A 19386-nucleotide genomic window follows, 5' to 3' on the forward strand; every position below is an offset into this window, starting at 1 on the left:
TATGAAATTCAGTCTTTTATATTTTTCTGGCGATGGTTCAACAATTGAATCAGATAAATATAAACTGTTACTAGAAACAGCTAAATTTGCCGATAACCATGATTTTTCGGCAGTATGGACTCCCGAAAGACATTTTCATCCTTTTGGTGGTTTATATCCAAATCCCTCTGTAATTAGTGCTGCTTTAGCAATGGTTACAGAGAAAATTCAACTCAGATCAGGTAGTATTGTAATGCCATTACAGCATCCTGCAAGAGTTGCTGAAGAATGGGCAATAGTTGATAATTTATCTCATGGTAGAGTTGGTCTTTCTTTTGCGCCTGGTTGGCACGCTGATGACTTTTTATTACGTCCAGAAAACTATGCTGAACGGAAAGAAGTCATGTGGCGCGACATCGAGACTTTACAAAAACTTTGGCATGGAGAAGACATTGAATTTGTTGGGGGAACTGGTAATAAAGTCAAGATAAAAACATATCCTAGACCAATACAATCTCAAGTTCCAATTTGGATAACTTGTCAATCAGATAACACATTTATTGGTGCAGCAAAGATAGGAGCTAATGTTTTAACTTCTTTACTGTATGCCACAGTTGATGATTTGGCGCTGCAAATATCTCTTTATCGTGAAACTTTAGCTCAAAATGGTCACAACCCTAAAAGTGGTAAGGTATCTCTAATGATGCACACTTATATGGGAGACAATGAGAAATTAGTTAAGCAAAAAGTTAAACAACCTTTTTGTGAATATCTTAAAACTCATTTTGGGCTAGTCGAAAATTTAGCCCAGCGCATCAATTTTCAATTCAATCCTGAAAATTTTACAGAAGAAGACCGACAGCAGCTTCTAGAGTTTGCATTTGAGCGATACTTCCAACAAGGAAGGGTACTGATTGGTACACCAGAAACCTGTGGTCAAACAATTGCACGTCTTCAAGAAATTGGAGTTGATGAAATCGCTTGTCTCGTTGATTTCGGTCTAGATTTTGATGTTGTCATGACAAGCTTGGATAAATTGAAAGATTTCAAGAAAGTTTATCAACCTCAAAAAGAAGTTAGTTCTTACTCAGCAATTAGCCTGTTTTGATCAAAGACTACAAATACGATTTCTCAAATCGAAGTCAAAGCAAAATATTTAAATTGAAAGAATATAGGAGCGATGATGCGGATTACAATTGTTTCATGGGGGTCAGATGGTGACGTTTTACCTTATATCGCCTTAGCTTTGGGATTAAAAAGGGCGGGTCATCAAGTGCAACTTGCTACTTTAGCTGAATATCAAGAAGTTGTCACTAATTTTGGGGTTGAATGTATTCCGATGAGATGGAATTTCCCATCCCCAACATGGTTAGAGAAAATCTTTAAGTTCCGTCGTCCTTTAACTACTATAAATCTGGGATATCAGCAGTTAAAAAATGGTTTACTAGATGAGTTATGGCGTGTTTGCCAAGAAGCAGAAGCGATTATTTTTAATCCGTTTTCATATCCATGCTTTTACATTGCTGAGAAATTAGGCATACCTTGCTACGCAGCCTCAGTGCAAGCTTACCACCATACGCGAGTTTTCCCTAATGCGTGGGTGACAAACGGCAAGCCTTTAGGAAGTATATATAACTGGCTAAGTTATACGTATTTTAATCAAGTTCATTGGCAATTTATGCGGGGGCCAATTAACCAGTGGCGGCAGAAAATATTGAATTTGCCTTCTCTTCCTGTTTGGGAAGGCGTAATGCCCCAGATACAGCGTCAAAAAACACCCATTCTCTACTGTTATAGTTCTTCTTTTCTACCTAAACCATCTGAATGGAAGGATGATAATATTCATATAACAGGCTATTGGTTTCTGGATACCCATGATAATTGGCAAGCACCAACTGACCTGATAAATTTTCTGTCTGTCGGCTCACCACCGATATATATTAGTAAACTTTGGAACTCAAAAAAACTAGGAAGAAAAATATTGCTAAAAGTTTTAGAAACAACTGGACAGCGATTGATTGTACAGTGTTTAGATGATGATTACTTAGATGATCCATCATTAAAAGATAAGTTGTTTTATATCAAAGGGTTTATACCTCACAAATGGTTATTTACTAAAGTAGCAGCAGTAGTGCATCATGGTGGTGGTGGAGCAACGATGAGTTGTTTACGTGCTGGGGTTCCTTCAATTGCTATTCCAGTTCAAGGTGATAACGATGACCTTTTTTGGACACTTCAGGTAGGACAGTCGGGTTTAGGCATTCCCCTGATTTTACAGAGAAAACAATTGTTAAATGAAGAATTGCCAGTTGAAGATTTAGCTGCGGCAATTCAAGTTGCTATCAGTGATCAGGCTATGCATACTCGCTTGGCTGAAATGAGCAAGAGAATACAGGCAGAGGACGGCGTTATGCATGCGGTTGAAGCTTTTCATCGACATTTACCAGTAAGCAAGAAGAGCGAATTATCAACTTTCTAGGGCAGTACTCATAACTTAGCTTTGATTGGATTATTTATGATGAATGATATTTCTCAAAGAATTGCCGCTTTATCTCCCGAACAACGAGCATTGTTTGAGTTACGTCTTAAAAAGAAGAGTTTAAATTATGTCAAAACTCAATCAATACCCAAGAGAAAAGATCCTAATTTTTTGCCCTTGTCTTTTCATCAGCAAGTGCTTTGGTTTCTTCACCAATTAGATCCAGACAGCCCTGTTTACAATATTCCAGTTGCTATCTTATTAGAGGGTGTAGTGAATGTAAAAGCACTGGAGCAAAGCCTTAATCAAATCCGGCAAAGACATGAAGTCCTGCAAACGCATTTTCTAATGGTTGAGGGACAACCTGTGCAGGAGAAAGTTGCAGATTTGACTTTAGAGTTACCTGTAATTGATCTGCATGAATTACCTGAAAGTAACCGACAGCAATTGGTGCAAGAATTAGCAAAACAGGAAGCCCAACGTCCTTTTGATATATCGCAGGAAGCATTGCTAAGAGTAAAGCTGCTGCGGCTGTGTGAAACTCAATATGTGATGCTATTCACCATGCACCATATTGTTTCTGATGCCTGGTCTCGTGGTGTAATCATTCGGGAATTAGCGGCTCTGTATACAGCTATTTGTTGTGGACAGCCATCTCCCCTGCCGGAATTGCCTATCCAATATGCAGACTTTGTTGCATGGCAACGGGAATGGTTACAGGGAGAGGTACTAGAATCTCAGCTTTCTTATTGGAAAAAACAACTGGGGGATAAACTTCCAGTGATTAACTTACCTACAGATAAACCCAGACCCGATATACAGACTTTCCGGGGAGCCAAGCGATCGCTAATTTTACCTGAATCCTTAAATGAACAACTTAGGACCTTGAGCCAGCAGCAAGGAGTAACGCTTTTTACAACATTATTAGCGGGATTCTATATTTTACTTAACTGGTATACCGGACAAGAAGATATTGTTGTTGGTACAGATGTCGCTAATCGTAATTATGCTGAAATTGAGGGGTTAATTGGTTTTTTTATTAATCAATTAGTGTTAAGAACCAACTTGTCAGGAAATCCTACTTTTCAAGAGTTTCTCATACAAGTGCGGGAAGTGGCTTTAGGTGCTTATGATCATCAACATCTGCCTTTTCAGAAGTTGGTTGAGGCTCTGAATCCAGAGCGTGATCTGAGCCGTGCACCACTATTTCAAGTTAAATTTGTTCTCCAAAATTTTCCCATGCAATCTTTGGAGTTTTCTGATTTAAAAGTAACTTTTTTGGATGATATTGATAACGGCACAGCCAGCCTTGACTTGTATCTAGCAATAGTAGAAACCAATCAAAGCATAACAGCGATTTTACAGTACAACACCGACTTGTTTACTTCGAGTAATATTGATAGATTTTTACTGAATTTTGAAACGATCTTAAAGACTGTTGTCATCCAGCCAGAATCTAAATTAATTGACATTAATAAGCATCTGACTTTAGTTAATAAACAACAAGCTAAATTCCAGAAACAGGAGAAACAAGCATCTGCCTACGAGAGATTAAAACAAATTAAAAGAAAGGAGGTTTTTATAAAATAACCAAAAATTATTTAATAAAGCCACACCAAATAATAATCAGAGTAGGATTATGAAAAAAGCAACAAATAATCAACAAAAAAAAGAGTTTTTAATGGTTAAACGACAAGCGGTTAGTTTGACAGAGAAAGAATTAATTAAAATAGAATATTTACATCCAGATTCAAATACGCCTATCGTATTTAAATCAGTAGCCAATGATATAGAAATATGTGATTGGTTGGAAGATAACCAGAGATTAATCTCAGAAGAATTGAATAAGCATGGCGCTATACTTTTACGGGGATTTAATTTAGATACTGCATCTGCTTTTGAAAAAGTATGCATAACAGTTTGCCCAAGTTTGTTTCATAAAAATGGCGAACATCCTAGAGAGGCTATTAGTGGTAATGTGTATACTCCAGTCTTTTACCCTGCTGATCAAAAGTTATTGTGGCATAATGAAAATTCTTTTAACCATAGTTGGCCTCAAAAGATATTTTTTGGTTGTCATCGACCGGCAAAGCGGGGAGGAGAAACACCTATTGTTGATAGCCGAAAAGTTTTCGAGCTAATTGATTCAAAGATCCGAGATAGGTTTATTGAAAAAAATGTGATGTATCTTCGTAATTACAACTACGGGCTGGGGCTTGATTGGCAAACAGTTTTTCAGACTAAAAATAAAGCAGAAGTAGAAGCAGTTTGTCGAAAAGGTTTTATCGATTTTGAATGGAAAAATGATGGTGGATTAAGGACTCGTTCAGTACGTCCCGCTGTTGTCAAGCATCCTAAAACTGGCGAGTTGACATGGTTTACCCAAGCTCAACATTGGCATATTTCATGCCTAAATCTGGAAACAAGGGAGGCTTTAACCTCTTCATTTTGTGAAGAAGATTTACCTCGGAATTGTTATTATGGCGATGGCTCTACTATTGAAGATTCTATAATGGAAGAAATTTGTGGAGTTTATCAGCAGTTAGAAGTTAGTTTTCCTTGGCAGACCGGAGATTTATTAATACTAGATAATTTGTTAATTGCTCATGCACGTAATCCTTATATTGGCGAACGCAAGCTTTTTGTGGCGATGGGTGAAATGACGAGTTTTCATGATATTTAATATCAGCCAAAAAGCCCAACTTTAGGAAAGTATTATCACCTAGCTATTACTAATTTTTTTGAGCAAGAAAAATGCAAAAACAAACTTATGGATTTAAACTTTCTCCACAGCAACGACGTCTCTGGTTTTTACAACAAGATTGTCAGGTATATTCCTCTTATTGTGCTGTCCTTTTAGAAGGTAATTTAGACAAGGAGATTTTAAAAGAAGCTTTATATCAAGTTGTCAAACGACATGAAATTCTTCGGACAAGTTTTCACAGTACCCGTGGCATCAAAAGCCCTGTTCAAGTCATCAGTGATAACATAGTATTATCAATTACTGAATACTATTTAGAATCAAAAGAAACCTTAGAAAACGATCTCGAACAGCTATTTAAATCAGCAAATCAGCGGAATTTTGATTGGGAACAAGGGAGATTATTGGGCATAAATCTAGTAACTTTGTTGCCGCAAAAGCATATATTGCTCTTCAGTTTACCGGCTATATGTGCTGACATCCAAGCCCTGAATCACTTAGTTTGTGAACTCAGTAGATGCTATGTCGCTTGTTTGCGGGGTGAGGAAGTTTCTGGGGAGGCTATACAATATGCTGATATTGCTGAATGGCAAAATCAATTTCTGGAGACAGAAGATTTAGATTACTGGAAAGAGTTTGATATCTATAGTCTGGGAAATTTAAAGCTTCCTTACTCAAAGCAGCAGACTTATAGATCGGAATTCAAACCCGAATGTTTTCGGGTGAAGGTTGCGTCAGATTTGATAGCTAAAATCAACGCCATAATACAGCAGACAAATATTTCAAAACATATATTTTTTCTAACTTGTTGGCAAATATTACTTTGGCGGCTAACTGATAACTCAGATATGATTATTGGAACTGCTAGTGATGGGCGTTATTATGAAGAACTAAAAGAATCTCTAGGGCTATTAGTTAAATATTTACCTCTTCAGTGCCATTTTGAAGGAAATTATAAATTTAGCGATTTGTTGCTTCATGTAGAAGAAGCTACAGAGGAAATATTTGCTAGCCATAATAGTTTTTGTTTAGATAAAAATACCGAGTTAGATGGAAACAGATCCGAGCAGATATTCTTTCCATTTTGTTTTGAGTATGAATCTGTTTTAGGCAAACAATATGCTGGTGATGTCTGCTTTTCAATTTATCAGCAGTACAGTTGTGTTGACAGATTCCAAGTCAAACTATCTTGTGTTGATCAAAATGATGGGATAAGTGCCGAATTTTTCTACGATGCCAATATCTTCACTTTAGAAGAAATTCAACGTCTTGCTAGTCAATTCGAGATGTTGTTAGCTAGTGTGGTGAAGAATCCTGAAGGAGCAATCGGCAGCTTCGATATCCTGAGTCCAAATGAACGAACCAAACTTTTAGTTGAATTCAACAATACAAAAACTGTTGTTCCTCAATACCAATGCATACACCATTGGTTTGAGTCGCAGTGCGATCGCATACCTGACGATATTGCGGTAGTCTATGAAAACCAGCAACTCACTTACTCAGAGCTAAACGCACGCTCAAATCAGCTAGCTCATTACCTGCAACAACTGGGTGTTGCTCCAGAAGTGATCGTCGGGATTTGCGTAGAGCGATCGCTAGAAATGCTAGTCGGAGTCCTGGGCATCCTTAAAGCTGGTGGAGCTTACCTACCATTAGATCCCAACCATCCCCAAGAACGGTTAGCCTTTATCTTAGGGGAAACCTCTGCACCTATACTGTTAACCCAGCAACGGTTGCTGCCGATTCTGCCTGATCACAGTGCTCACTTACTCTGCTTAGATTGCGACTGGGAGAAAGTTGCTCAACAAGATACAGACAACTTGGCTGGTAAGACAACTGCTGACAATCTAGCTTATATCATCTATACCTCCGGCTCTACTGGCAAACCAAAGGGCACACTAATTCCCCATCGAGGGCTAGTCAACTATCTAACCTGGTGTACTCAAGCCTATGCAGTGGAATTGGGACAAGGGGCGGTTGTTCACTCTTCCTTAGCCTTTGATTTGACTATTACAGGTTTGTTTTCTCCTTTATTGGTAGGGCGTTGCGTAGAACTTCTCCCAGAAGATCAGAGCATCGAGTCTTTGTGCAATGCTTTACGCAAAGGTTCAAACTACAGCTTAGTCAAAATTACCCCCGCTCAACTGCAATTACTCTCACATCAGTTATCACCTTCAGAAGCAAAGGGTCTAACCAGAGCTTTTATCATCGGTGGTGAAAACTTGTTAGCAGAAAGCATCACCTTTTGGCAAAAGTTTGCACCAGACACGATGCTGATTAATGAATATGGGCCGACTGAAACTGTCGTCGGTTGCTGCATTTATCAAGTGCCGTCAGGTGAGATGCTTTCCGGTTCAATTCCTATTGGTCAGCCGATTGCCAACACCGAGTTATATGTACTCAATCAAAACTACCAACCGATGCCGATAGGTGTTGCCGGTGAACTTTATATTGGTGGTGCCGGACTAGCTAGAGGGTATTTAAATCGTCCTGAACTCACAGCAGAGAAATTTATTCCCCATCCCTTTAGCGACGAACCAGGGGCAAGGTTGTACAAAACGGGAGACTTAGTTCGTTTTCGGTCGGATGGAAATTTAGAGTTTTTGGGGCGAATAGATCATCAAGTCAAGGTCAGAGGTTTTCGGATTGAGTTAGGAGAGATTGAGGGATTACTGGTACAACATCCTGGTGTGCAGGAAACAGTGGTGATAGTCCGGGAGGATACACCAGGTGATCAACGTTTAATAGCTTATGTTGTTGCTGTTCGTGGTGTCACTCCAGCGCCTAACGAACTACGGAGTTATCTAAAAGAGCAGTTGCCAGAATATATGATTCCGTCGGTGTTTGTGTTGTTAAATGCGCTGCCATTAACAACCAATGGCAAAGTAGACCGTCAAGCTTTACCTGCACCTAATCAATCGGATATCGCCCAACTGGGAAAAACTTTTGTTGCTCCTCACACACCTGTTGAGGAAATGCTAGCTGGAGTTTGGGCGCAAATCTTGGGGATTCAGCAAGTAGGGATTAACGACAACTTTTTTGAATTAGGTGGACATTCCCTATTAGCTACTCAGGTAATTTCGCAAGTGCGGAAAGCGTTTGGAGTTGAATTGACGCTACGTTATTTGTTTAAGTCACCGACAGTGGCCGGACTTGCCAAGGATATAGAGATGGCAATCAAGGCTGAACCGGAATTAAAATCGGTGCCTTCTCTAGAACGTGTTTCACGGGATATTGAATTACCATTGTCTTTTGCCCAGCAGAGATTGTGGTTTATTCATCAGTTAGATCCAGATTCATCTGCTTATAACGGTGCTGATTTGGTGCGGTTGCAAGGGAAGCTAAATGTGGCAGCCCTAGAGGAGAGCATTAACGAAATTGTGCGGCGCCATGAAGCTTTGCGGACGTGCTTTGTAGCGGTTGAGGGGCGATCGCACCATTCGATTATACCTGAACTGCGGATACCCTTGCCAGTCATGGATTTGCAGCATTTGTCAGCGGCTGAACAGGAGCAAAAAGTGCGATCGCTAGAAGCAGAAAATGCCCAGCAGCCATTCAACTTGAAAAATGTACCATTACTACGCTTACTTCTACTACGCCTCACTACAGAAGAACACATATTACTCGTAACAATGCATCACATTATCTCTGATGCTTGGTCAGGGGGAATATTTATTCGGGAAATCTCAGCACTTTATCAAGCATTCTCAACCGGAAAACCTTCTCCCCTACCAGAGTTACCTATTCAATATGCTGACTATGCAGTTTGGCAACAAAAATTGTTACAAGGCGAAACACTAAATACTCAATTAAACTACTGGAAGCAGCAGCTAAAAAACGCTAAAACAGTTCTAGAATTACCCACCGACAAACCACGCTCCCAACTACAAACTTGCCTAGGCAAAAAACATTCATTCGCCCTTTCCCCAAAACTATCTAACAGTATCAAATCCCTGAGCCAGCGAGAAAATGCCACCTTGTTTATGACTCTACTTGCAGCTTTTAATGTGTTACTTTACCACTACACAGAGCAAGAAGATATTCTCATAGGTTCTCCCATTGCTAACCGCAACCGCAGTGAATTAGAAGAGTTAATTGGCTTTTTTGTCAACACTTTATTATTGCGGACTAACCTTTCCCATAACCCCAGTTTTCAAGAAATATTGCAACGCGTAAAAGCAATGGCATTAGGAGCTTATGCCAACCAAGATATACCTTTTGAAAAGCTAGTTGCAGAACTACAGCCAGAACGCAGCTTGAATCACTCCCCACTATTTCAAGTATGGTTTGTCCTGCAAAATGCTCCCAAGTCAAATCTAGAAATGGAGGGACTAAACCTCACCATTTTAGAGACTGACAGCAGCATGGTACGTCATGATTTAAAACTACAATTATCAGAAACACCAACGGGACTGCAAGGATTTTTTGAGTATAAAACCGATTTATTTCATGCCACAACCATCACTCGCATGGCAGGTATTTTAGAAACCCTTCTAACAATCATTAGCGAACAACCCGATATTAAACTAGACCAGCTAGTAAAGCTTTTGCAAGAAACAGAAAAACAACAGCAAATGCTTCAACAGCAAGAATTACAACAAACACGGATTCAGAAATTAGGCAAAATTGGACGCAAAACAATTACTGGACAAATTGAATCATGATCCTTTGGAATTTTCTCTGTGTCCTCTGCATCTGGAGCGGTTGAATAAAAAAGCCAGATTAATCTAAACCTTAGATAATTATGAATTTAAAATCTTTCCAACGCAAAACAATTAATCTTTCCTCAGCAAACCTCATCAAATCCGAAGTTTTAAAACCGGAACAACAGCTTCCTCTCGTCATCCAACCTGCTGTTGATAGCGTAAATTTAGTCAGTTGGTCAAGCAGTAATCGTGATTGGATTGAAACTAAATTACTCCAACACGGAGGTCTGCTGTTTCGCAACTTTCAGGTACATAACAATAGCGAATTTGAAAACTTTATTCAAGCTATTGCTGGGGAATTAATCGAATATTCTTATCGTTCAACTCCGCGCAGTCAAGTTAGTGGTAAGATATATACATCTACAGAATATCCGCCCGATCAATCAATTCCTTTGCACAACGAAATGGCCTATTCTCTTAATTGGCCCATGAAAATTGCCTTCTTTTGTGTAAAGGCAGCAGAGCAAAGTGGAGAAACACCAATTGCTGATAGTCACAAAGTATTTCAACGGTTAAATCCCCAGATAAAAGAGCAATTTATTCAAAAAAAGATTATGTACGTCCGTAATTACGGACAGGAAATTGATTTACCTTGGGAAACCGTATTTCAAACCAAAGTTAAATCAGAAGTAGAAGCTTATTGTCATCATGCTGGCATTGAATTTGAATGGAAAAAGGGAAATAATCTCAGAACCAGTCAAGTATGCCAAGCTATTGCTACCCATCCAAAAACCGGCGAGTTAGTTTGGTTTAATCAAGCACATTTATTTCATGTATCCAGCTTGAAATCCGAAGTTCGCAATTCTTTACTTGACATGTTAACAGCCGAGGAATTACCACGCAACGCTTTTTATGGAGATGGTTCGGAAATTGAAACATCGGTGTTAGAAGAAATTAAAGAAATATATCAGCAAGAAACAGTTATATTTTCTTGGCAGGAAGGAGATATTTTACTGCTAGATAATATGTTGGTAGCACATGGACGTAAACCATTTACTGGTGCGAGAAAAGTTTTAGTAGGTATGGCACAACCATACACAAGTAAATAAATTAATTTGATCTGAGTAAACCAAGAAAAACTATGCAAACTCTATCAATAGAAGGCTTTCAAATTTCACCTCAACAAAAACGGTTATGGTTGTTGCAGTCAGAAACCAACCATCAGCCATATCGGGTTCAAGGTGCAGTTGTAATTGAAGGGAATATTCAGGATGTAATTTTAGAGAAGGCCATACATAATATTTTAGCTAAATATGAAATTTTGCGTACCAATTTTCCTACATTGGCAGGAATGATAGTTCCTTTACAAGTTATTCAAGATGAATCGGCTATAAAACTTAACTATCATGATTGGCATAAATCAGAAAATCAACAAATAAAAATTGAAAATTTCTTTCAAGTTCATAATAAAATATATTTTGACTTAGACAAAGGTTTTAATGGGCAGATAGATATAATTAAAATTTCAGCTAATAAATACATTTTACTTTTAGCAATATCAGCTATTTGTGCCGATAGGGTATCGCTGCATCATCTCTTACGTGATATCAGTGAAACCTATCATGCTTATTCACAGGAACTAGAACTAGAAGATACGCCTTTACAATATGCAGATATTGCTGCATGGCAAAATGAATTACTTCTGGGAGAAGAAGCGGAAACAGCAAGAGATTATTGGCAGAAGCAAAAAATCTCTAATTTGCAGCTAGGTAAATTACCAAATGAAAAACAGGTCGGCGAACAAAGAATATTTCAACCTCAATCTGTTGGCATAAAATTTGATTCTGATACAGATGCTATAGCGAAAATTAAAAATGTAGATATTTCAAAATTTTTGATGGCTTGTTGGCAAATACTACTGTGGCGCTTAACTAACAAAACTGCAACAGTTTTAGCCTTGTGTTCTGATGGCAGAAATTACGAAGAATTACAGCCGACAGTTGGACTATTAGCAAAATATCTACCTATAAATATTGAACTCCAAGATGATTATATTTTTTCTGATATATTAAAGCAACTAGAACAACAAGTTACTCAAATTAATCAATGGCAAGACTATTTTAATTTAGAAGAATGTTTCGCAGAAGCTAAAAATAGCCAAAAAGTACCATTTTTACCTTTTGCCTTTGAGTTTATATCCCAGCCTAGTAAATATTTTGCTGGTGAAGTATCTTTCTCTATCGAGAAAATATATAGTTGCATTGAGCGTTTTCAGGTAAAACTATTCTGTTGGCATCAAGGTGACTCACTTGCAGCAGAATTATACTATGATGCCAATTTGTTCAATCAAGAAGATATTGAACGCTTGGCGGCACAGTTTCAAACTTTGTTAACCAGTGTAATTAATCATCCAGAAACTGCTATAGCTCAACTAGAAATTCTCTCTTTCAAACAACGCCAGCAATTATTAGTTGAATTTAACAATACTAAAACTACTCCTGCCCCATACCAATGTATTCACCACTGGATTGAAGCCCAGGCAGATAAAACACCAGATAATATTGCAATTGTTTTTGAAGATAAACAGTTAACTTATCAAGAGTTAAATACCAAAGCTAATCAATTAGCTCATTATTTAGTATCCCAAGGAATTAAACCAGAAACAGTTGTTGCTCTTTGCCTGGAACGTTCACTAGATGTGATAATTGGTATTCTTGGTATTCTGAAAACAGGTGCAGCTTACTTACCTTTAGAACCGTCTTTACCCGAAGAAGCATTAGCATTTAGATTGCAGGATGCTCAAGCATCTGTGTTGTTAACCCAAACGTACCTTGTAGACAAAATTAAGCAATTTTCTCTAGTAGCTGAAAAGCAGGTAAAGGTAGTTTGTCTTGACACAGATGTGAGTGATCAACTCACCCAAGATAATATTCTCAGTTTTGCTACTTCAGAAAACTTAGCATATATTATTTACACTTCTGGTTCTACAGGTAAACCCAAAGGAGTTGCAGTAGAACATCGACAACTACTTAACTACGTTAACGGTATTTTAGAAAAACTAGATTTACCAGTTGCTGCCAGTTTTGCCACAGTTTCTACTTTCGCCGCCGACTTAGGTAAAACGGCTATTTTCTCAGCATTGTGTACAGGTGGATGCTTACACATTATTTCTGAAGAATGTGCTAAAGATCCAGTGGCATTTGCTGATTATAATCAACGTTATTCCCTAGACTGTCTGAAAATTGTTCCCTCACACCTATCTGCTTTATTAACAGGCTCCAACCCTGAACAAATTCTACCTCGTCAGCGCCTCATTCTTGGTGGTGAAGCAGCAAGTTGGGAGTTGATTAAACGTGTAAGTGAACTAGCACCAAAATGCAAAATATTTAACCACTATGGGCCAACAGAAACTACTGTTGGCGTACTCACCTATCCTGTAGAACAAGCGTCTACTGATTCGCTATCAAATACAGTTCCTTTGGGACGTCCCTTAGCTAATACAGAAATATATTTACTCGATAACTATTATCAACCTGTACCCTTGGGTGTATCAGGAGAAATCTATATCGGTGGCGATAGTGTGGCTAGAGGTTATTTAAATCAACCGGAATTAACTGCCGAGAGATTTATTCATCATTGTTTGAGTCCAAGACTTTATAAAACAGGAGATTTGGCACGGTATTTACCAGATGGTAATTTAGAATTTTTAGGTCGAATTGATGACCAAGTAAAATTGCATGGTTTCCGCATTGAATTAGGGGAAATTGAAGCTATACTCTGCCAACATCCGCAAGTGCGAGAAGTAGTTGTAGTTGCAAGAGAAGATCGCCCAGGCAAAAAACTGTTGGTAGCTTATATAGTCCCTGAAGAACAAATTGCTAATTTCAAATCTTTTGAACTGCGCGATTTTCTCAAGCAAAAACTGCCTGACTATATGGTGCCTTCACAATTTATTCTCCTGAAGGCTTTACCGCTAACAGCTAACGGCAAAATTGAGCGAAAATCTTTACCAGCACCAGATGCAGTTAAACCAGAGTTACAAGCTACCTTTGTTGCACCGCGCACTCCAGCAGAAGTTGCATTGGCAAAAATCTGGGTAGAACTTCTCGGTTTAGAGCAAGTTAGTATTCACGATAATTTCTTTGAATTGGGTGGAGATTCGATTATTGGCATTCAAGCGATCGCTAAAGCTAATCAAGTTGGTTTACGGCTGACTCCCAAGCAGATTTTTGAATGCCAAACTATTGCTAAACTATCAATAGTTGCTGAGATTACCTCAAAAGTTGAATCAGAACAAGGTTTGGTTATTGGTTCTGTACCTTTAACACCAATTCAGCATAACTTTTTTGGTCAGAATCTACCGGCGATTCATCATTGGAATCAATCATTTTTGCTGGAATTGCAGCAAAAAATAGAGCCAATACTGTTACAGCAAGCAATACATTCTTTATTGGCACATCACGATGCATTACGCTTACGTTTTAAACCGAAAGTTGATGCTTGGGAATCGTTTAATGCTGGTGTTGACCAAGAATTACCATTTACTAAATTTGATTTTTCTGATATAGTTCAAGAGCAGAGACAGGCAGCTATTGAAGCCAAAGCAGCGGAATTACAAGCAAGTTTAGATTTATCAAGTAATCGATTAGTGCAGGTGGCGCTATTTGATTTAGGAACTGACCAAAATAGCCGCCTGTTAATCATCATTCATCATTTAGCTGTTGATGGTGTTTCCTGGCGAATTTTATTATCTGATTTGCAAACAGCCTTAGAGCAACTTCAGCGAAATGAAGAAATAAATCTACCAGCTAAAACAACTTCTTTTAAGCAGTGGGCTGAATGTTTGCAAGATTATGCACACAAGAAAAAGCTGGACTCACAGTTAGATTACTGGTGTTCTAAGTCAAGGAAGCAAGTTTATTCTTTACCAGTAGATTATCTGGGTGGGTTAAATACTCTGTCCACAAGCAAAACTTTGTCAGTCTTATTAAATGAAGCTGAAACAACAGCACTGCTGCAAAAAGTACCCGCCGTTTATCATACTCAAATTAATGATGTATTGTTGACGGCGCTGGCAAAAAGTTTTGCAGAGTGGACAGGGGAACAAAACCTGCTAGTTAATTTAGAGGGACATGGACGGGAAGACATTTTTAGCGATGTTGATTTATCGCGTACAGTCGGCTGGTTTACGACGGTGTTTCCTGTTCTGTTGAATTTAGAAGAAAGTTCCAATGTTGGTGATGCTTTAAAGGCGATTAAAGAACAGCTACGTAGTATCCCAAATCGGGGTTTTGATTATGGTGTATTGCGGTATCTATGCAGCGATTCTGCTATCACTAATAGTTTGGCTGCGATGCCACAAGCTGAAGTTTGTTTCAACTATTTAGGACAATTTGACCAAGTTTTACAAGAGTCTTCTTTATTTACCATAGCCCCAGAATCAAGTGGTGAAACACGTAGCCCTTTAGGAAATCGCCGTCATCTGTTGGAGATTAACGGGTTTGTGACTGGAGGTTGCCTGCAACTTGATTGGATTTATAGTGCGGCAATTTATAAACAATTAACAGTATCAACTCTTGCTCAAAAATTTGTCCAGGCACTGCGAGAGATTATTAGCCATTGTCAATCAACTAATGCCGGAGGCTATACACCTTCTGATTTTTCCAAAGCAAACTTGAGTCAAAAAGAACTAGATAATTTTTTAGCGCAAATCAACCGCAGAAGTGAGAAGAAAGGCCAATGAAAACAGAAAATATTGAAGATATTTATGAACTCACGCCTTTACAGAAGGGTATTCTTTTTCACAGTTTATACAATCCTGAATTAGGACTATATTTTATCCAGATTAGCTATACCCTAGGTGGCAATCTGAATATAGTTGCTTTTGAGCGTGCTTGGCAAACAGTAATATATCGCCACACAGCTTTACGTACTGGCTTCTATTGGGAAGAAATTGACAAACCGCTACAAGTGGTCTACAAGCAGGTAAAAGTACCGCTAGAACAGTATGATTGGCGGGAAATGGATACAGTTGAACAGCAAGAAGCGTTAAGGTCATTTCTGTTAAGCGATCGCAAACAAGGTTTCGATCTTGCTCAAGAATGTTTGATGCGTTTACATTTGATCCGCTTGACTGATAACTCTTATGAATTTATCTGGAGCAAACACCATCTGATTATGGATGGATGGTCAATGCCCATTGTGCTGAAAGACTTTGTGCAAACATACGAAATACTTTGTCGAGAACAAGAAGTTTGTTTGGCACCCAGTCGTCCTTTCCGAGATTACATTGGCTGGTTACAGCAGCAGGATCAAGATCAAGCAGAGGAGTTTTGGCGACAGGCGATGAGGGAAATAAAAGAGCCAACACCTTTAACAAATCTATCGGCTGATAACTTATCCCAGCAAGCAGAAAGGTATGATGAGGAACAAATTAAGCTATCAGCCGCAACCACAGAGGCATTACAGTCTTTAGTATCACAGCATCATCTGACACTCAATACATTAGTTCAGGGAGCTTGGGCGATTCTCCTTGGTCATTACAGTTGCAGAAACAATGTGGTCTATGGTTGCACTGTTTCTGGTCGTCCAGTAGATTTAGCAGGAGCAGATGCGATGGTAGGTGTATTTATCAACACCTTACCCATTCATGTCAAGCTAGATGGCGAACAACTTATCCTGCCTTGGCTTCAACAACTTCAGGCGCAGTTAGTTGATGCACGTCAGTATGAATATAGCCCACTGACAGATATTCAAGGGTGGAGTCAAGTGCAAAGAGGTTTACCCTTGTTTGAGAGTATTTTGGTGTTCGAGAATCAGCCAGTTACTCAGTTTTTACGAAATTGGCAGGGAAATATAGAGATTCAGAGCACTAATCTTTTTTACAAAACAAACTATCCTCTGACTGTAGTGGTGTATCCAGGTTCTGAGTTAGCGATCGCTATTTCCTACGATTTTCGCCGCTTTGATGTGATAACTATCGCCGAAATTCTCAAAGATTTTGAAATATTGCTGCTAAATATAGTCACCAATCCCCACATACGCCTTCAGGACTTACAGTTTCTCAGAGAGAGAGAGCAGATGCTCGCTACGATGCTAGAAAAAGAAGCAACCTTTAATTTTGACTATCTTCTATCTGTTCCTGCTCAAGTCCAAGCCTAAATCAACTAAAGCAATTTGCGACTCAAGTATTATTACCAAGCCAATAGAGGATTTATATGAATATCTTTGAAGCTCGTGAATCAAATGTGAGAAGTTATTGTCGGAGTTTTCCCGCTCTTTTCCATAGAGCAAAAGGTTCTATAATTTACTCTGAGTCAGGAGATGAGTACATAGATTTTCTAGCAGGCGCAGGAGCTTTAAATTATGGACATAACAATGACTACATCAAAAATAAAGTAATTTCTTATTTAGAAGCAGATGCCATTACACATGGTTTAGATTTGCATACATCTGCTAAAGAACAGTTTTTATCAAAATTTTCTGAAGCAGTACTAGACCCTAAAAATTTAGACTATAGAATTCAGTTTTGCGGGCCTACTGGTACTAATGCTGTGGAAGCAGCTTTAAAATTAGCCAAAAAAATCAAAAAAAGACCTGGCATATTCTCATTCATGGGAGCCTATCATGGCATGACATTGGGCAGCTTGGCAATTACTGGAAACCTGGCAATTCGTTCTGGCATATTAGGTACATCAAATAATGTCACATTTATGCCTTATCCCTTTGGTTTTATGGAGACTTTTGACACCATACAGTTCATGGATTCAGTTCTAAATGATGTTAATTCGGGAATTGAAAAGCCTGCCGCCATAATATTTGAAACCGTGCAGGCTGAAGGGGGGGTGATTGTCGCACCAATTGAGTGGATGCAAAAACTTCGAGAACTGTGTGACAAGCATAGTATTTTATTAATTTGTGATGATATTCAGGTTGGTTGTGGCCGCACTGGTTCATTCTTTTCTTTTGAAAGAGCCAATATAGTCCCTGATATGGTCGTGCTTTCAAAATCTATCAGTGGTTACGGTTTTCCCATGGCCTTATTGCTGATTAAACCAGAACTTGATATTTGGGAGCCTGGTGAACACACTGGCACGTTTAGAGGAAATCAACTGGCATTTGTAGGCGGAACTGCTGCTCTAGAATATAGAGAAATTAACAACATAGAGCAAACTGTCAAAGTTAAAGAATCTTTTTTAAAAAATTTCTTGATTAATAAATTAGCGGCAATTTATGATAAAATAAGAATACGTGGACTAGGATTAATTTGGGGTATTGATATTGCCAACTATGAAGATAATAATTTGACAAAAAAAATAACTTCGCGTTGTTTTGAACTGGGACTAATAATTGAGAAAGTTGGCAGAAATGATAATGTCATCAAAATTTTACCACCTTTGACTATTGAAACCCCACTTTTGGAAAAGGGATGTTCAATCATTCAACAAGCTTTTGAAGATTGTTTAGCTTAATTAGTAAATAGCATCGGCTATACAGTAAAATTGCTGAGTATATATGCATATATCATCCATGATGCAAATTTGAATCTCAGAATTATTTAGCAATGCCAATCTTTATTCAGGCTATTTTTGCAGTTGATATTACTTTGGTTTTTGTCCTGTTTTAGTAGCGAGGAATATTTTCTATGTCTTCAGTAAGTTACTACCCTAGTTATGATGTAATCGCTCCAATAAGAGCAAAAGAACTCTGGAGTTCTGAGAAAGCTGAAGCTATATTGCTAATGCTAAAAAAATTGATGCTACAGTATATTCCTGAAGGAGCTAGCATTCTTGATCTTTGTTGTGGCACAGGACATTTAATACAACTGCTTGACAAAAATGGTTATAAAATGACTGGGCTTGATGGCTCAGAAACAGCACTAGCCCATGCCCGTGAAAAAACACCCCATGCTGAATTCATGCTGGCTGATGCCTGTTCCTTTGAGTTGTCGTCTACTTTTCATGGGGTTATTTCACAAACTGCCATGGCAATGATCACTAATTTAGAGGACTTAACATCTGTATTTTGTAATGTTTATTCAGCATTGCGGGAAAATGGTATTTTTATGTTCAACATTGCTTTAGAAGAAGAATCCTCAAACTTACCAAAAGAACAGATAATAGCCGAAGTTCAAGACGATTATGCCTGGTATCTGCGATACTTTTATCAAGAACAAGAAAAAACATCTGAGGTAAAAGTTACTGCTTTCCAATTATTAGATGGAACATGGCAACGTTCAGATAGTAGTTGGTTTGTGAAAGGTTATACGGAACAAGAAATTGAATTAGCTTTAAAAAAAGCTGGGTTTACAGAGATGAATCATTATAATCTTGACCAATCGCTAGGAATTAGTGTTGGTGTAGATCAAGATATATTTGTTTGCCGAAAGAGCGCATCTTAAAACAACTTTGCAGCACCTTGAAATAATGGAATGTATGTAATGTTGAATGCTCTCTAAGAAGGAAGTTCAACATTACACTCACTTACTACAGTCTTGCTAAAATTTGTAGCTATTTTCTAGTGCATTGAGCTTGCAGACGAGAGACTTGCTCAAAGCAGATATCTTGCCTAATCTACAAGTG

General features: G+C 38.4%; 10 protein-coding genes. All 10 read left to right on the top strand.

Features of this window, described 5'->3' with window-relative positions:
• The first annotated feature begins 1 nt into the window (after position 1).
• The 10 genes from CYLST_RS07265 to CYLST_RS07310 all read left to right on the top strand — a co-directional run bounded on the left by CYLST_RS07265 (position 2) and on the right by CYLST_RS07310 (position 19205).
• Positions 2–1087, top strand: coding sequence for an LLM class flavin-dependent oxidoreductase (locus tag CYLST_RS07265; protein WP_015207060.1), 1086 nt, complete (start codon positions 2–4; stop codon positions 1085–1087).
• A gap of 72 nt (positions 1088–1159) precedes the next feature.
• Positions 1160–2458: a glycosyltransferase gene (locus tag CYLST_RS07270; RefSeq protein ID WP_245587475.1), complete on the top strand. Its 1299-nt coding sequence runs from the start codon at positions 1160–1162 to the stop codon at positions 2456–2458.
• A 36-nt stretch (positions 2459–2494) separates the two neighbouring features.
• The gene (locus tag CYLST_RS07275; protein ID WP_015207062.1) at positions 2495–4048 is read left to right on the top strand and encodes a condensation domain-containing protein; all 1554 of its coding nucleotides are present in this window, start codon (positions 2495–2497) and stop codon (positions 4046–4048) included.
• 49 nt (positions 4049–4097) lie between these two features.
• A complete protein-coding gene (locus CYLST_RS07280; protein WP_015207063.1) occupies positions 4098–5141 on the top strand; it encodes a TauD/TfdA family dioxygenase in 1044 nt (347 codons plus the stop codon).
• A 71-nt stretch (positions 5142–5212) separates the two neighbouring features.
• Positions 5213–9823 (top strand): non-ribosomal peptide synthetase, encoded by a 4611-nt coding sequence (locus tag CYLST_RS07285; protein WP_015207064.1) that lies wholly within the window; start codon positions 5213–5215, stop codon positions 9821–9823.
• Between the two features lie 80 nt (positions 9824–9903).
• Positions 9904–10914, top strand: a complete 1011-nt coding sequence (locus tag CYLST_RS07290) for a TauD/TfdA family dioxygenase (protein WP_015207065.1) — start codon at positions 9904–9906, stop codon at positions 10912–10914.
• Positions 10915–10946: 32 nt separating this feature from the next.
• On the top strand, positions 10947–15548 hold the full coding sequence (locus CYLST_RS07295; protein WP_015207066.1) for a non-ribosomal peptide synthetase: 4602 nt from the start codon (positions 10947–10949) through the stop codon (positions 15546–15548).
• Positions 15545–16966, top strand: a complete 1422-nt coding sequence (locus CYLST_RS07300; RefSeq protein ID WP_015207067.1) for a condensation domain-containing protein — start codon at positions 15545–15547, stop codon at positions 16964–16966. The genes CYLST_RS07295 and CYLST_RS07300 overlap by 4 nt, the downstream gene beginning before the upstream one ends.
• A 56-nt stretch (positions 16967–17022) precedes the next feature.
• Positions 17023–18276: a diaminobutyrate--2-oxoglutarate transaminase gene (gene ectB, locus CYLST_RS07305; protein ID WP_015207068.1), complete on the top strand. Its 1254-nt coding sequence runs from the start codon at positions 17023–17025 to the stop codon at positions 18274–18276.
• Between the two features lie 173 nt (positions 18277–18449).
• The gene (locus tag CYLST_RS07310; RefSeq protein WP_015207069.1) at positions 18450–19205 is read left to right on the top strand and encodes a class I SAM-dependent DNA methyltransferase; all 756 of its coding nucleotides are present in this window, start codon (positions 18450–18452) and stop codon (positions 19203–19205) included.
• Positions 19206–19386: the final 181 nt, after the last annotated feature.

The organism is Cylindrospermum stagnale PCC 7417 (assembly GCF_000317535.1).
GTDB classification, from domain to species: Bacteria; Cyanobacteriota; Cyanobacteriia; order Cyanobacteriales; family Nostocaceae; genus Cylindrospermum; species Cylindrospermum stagnale.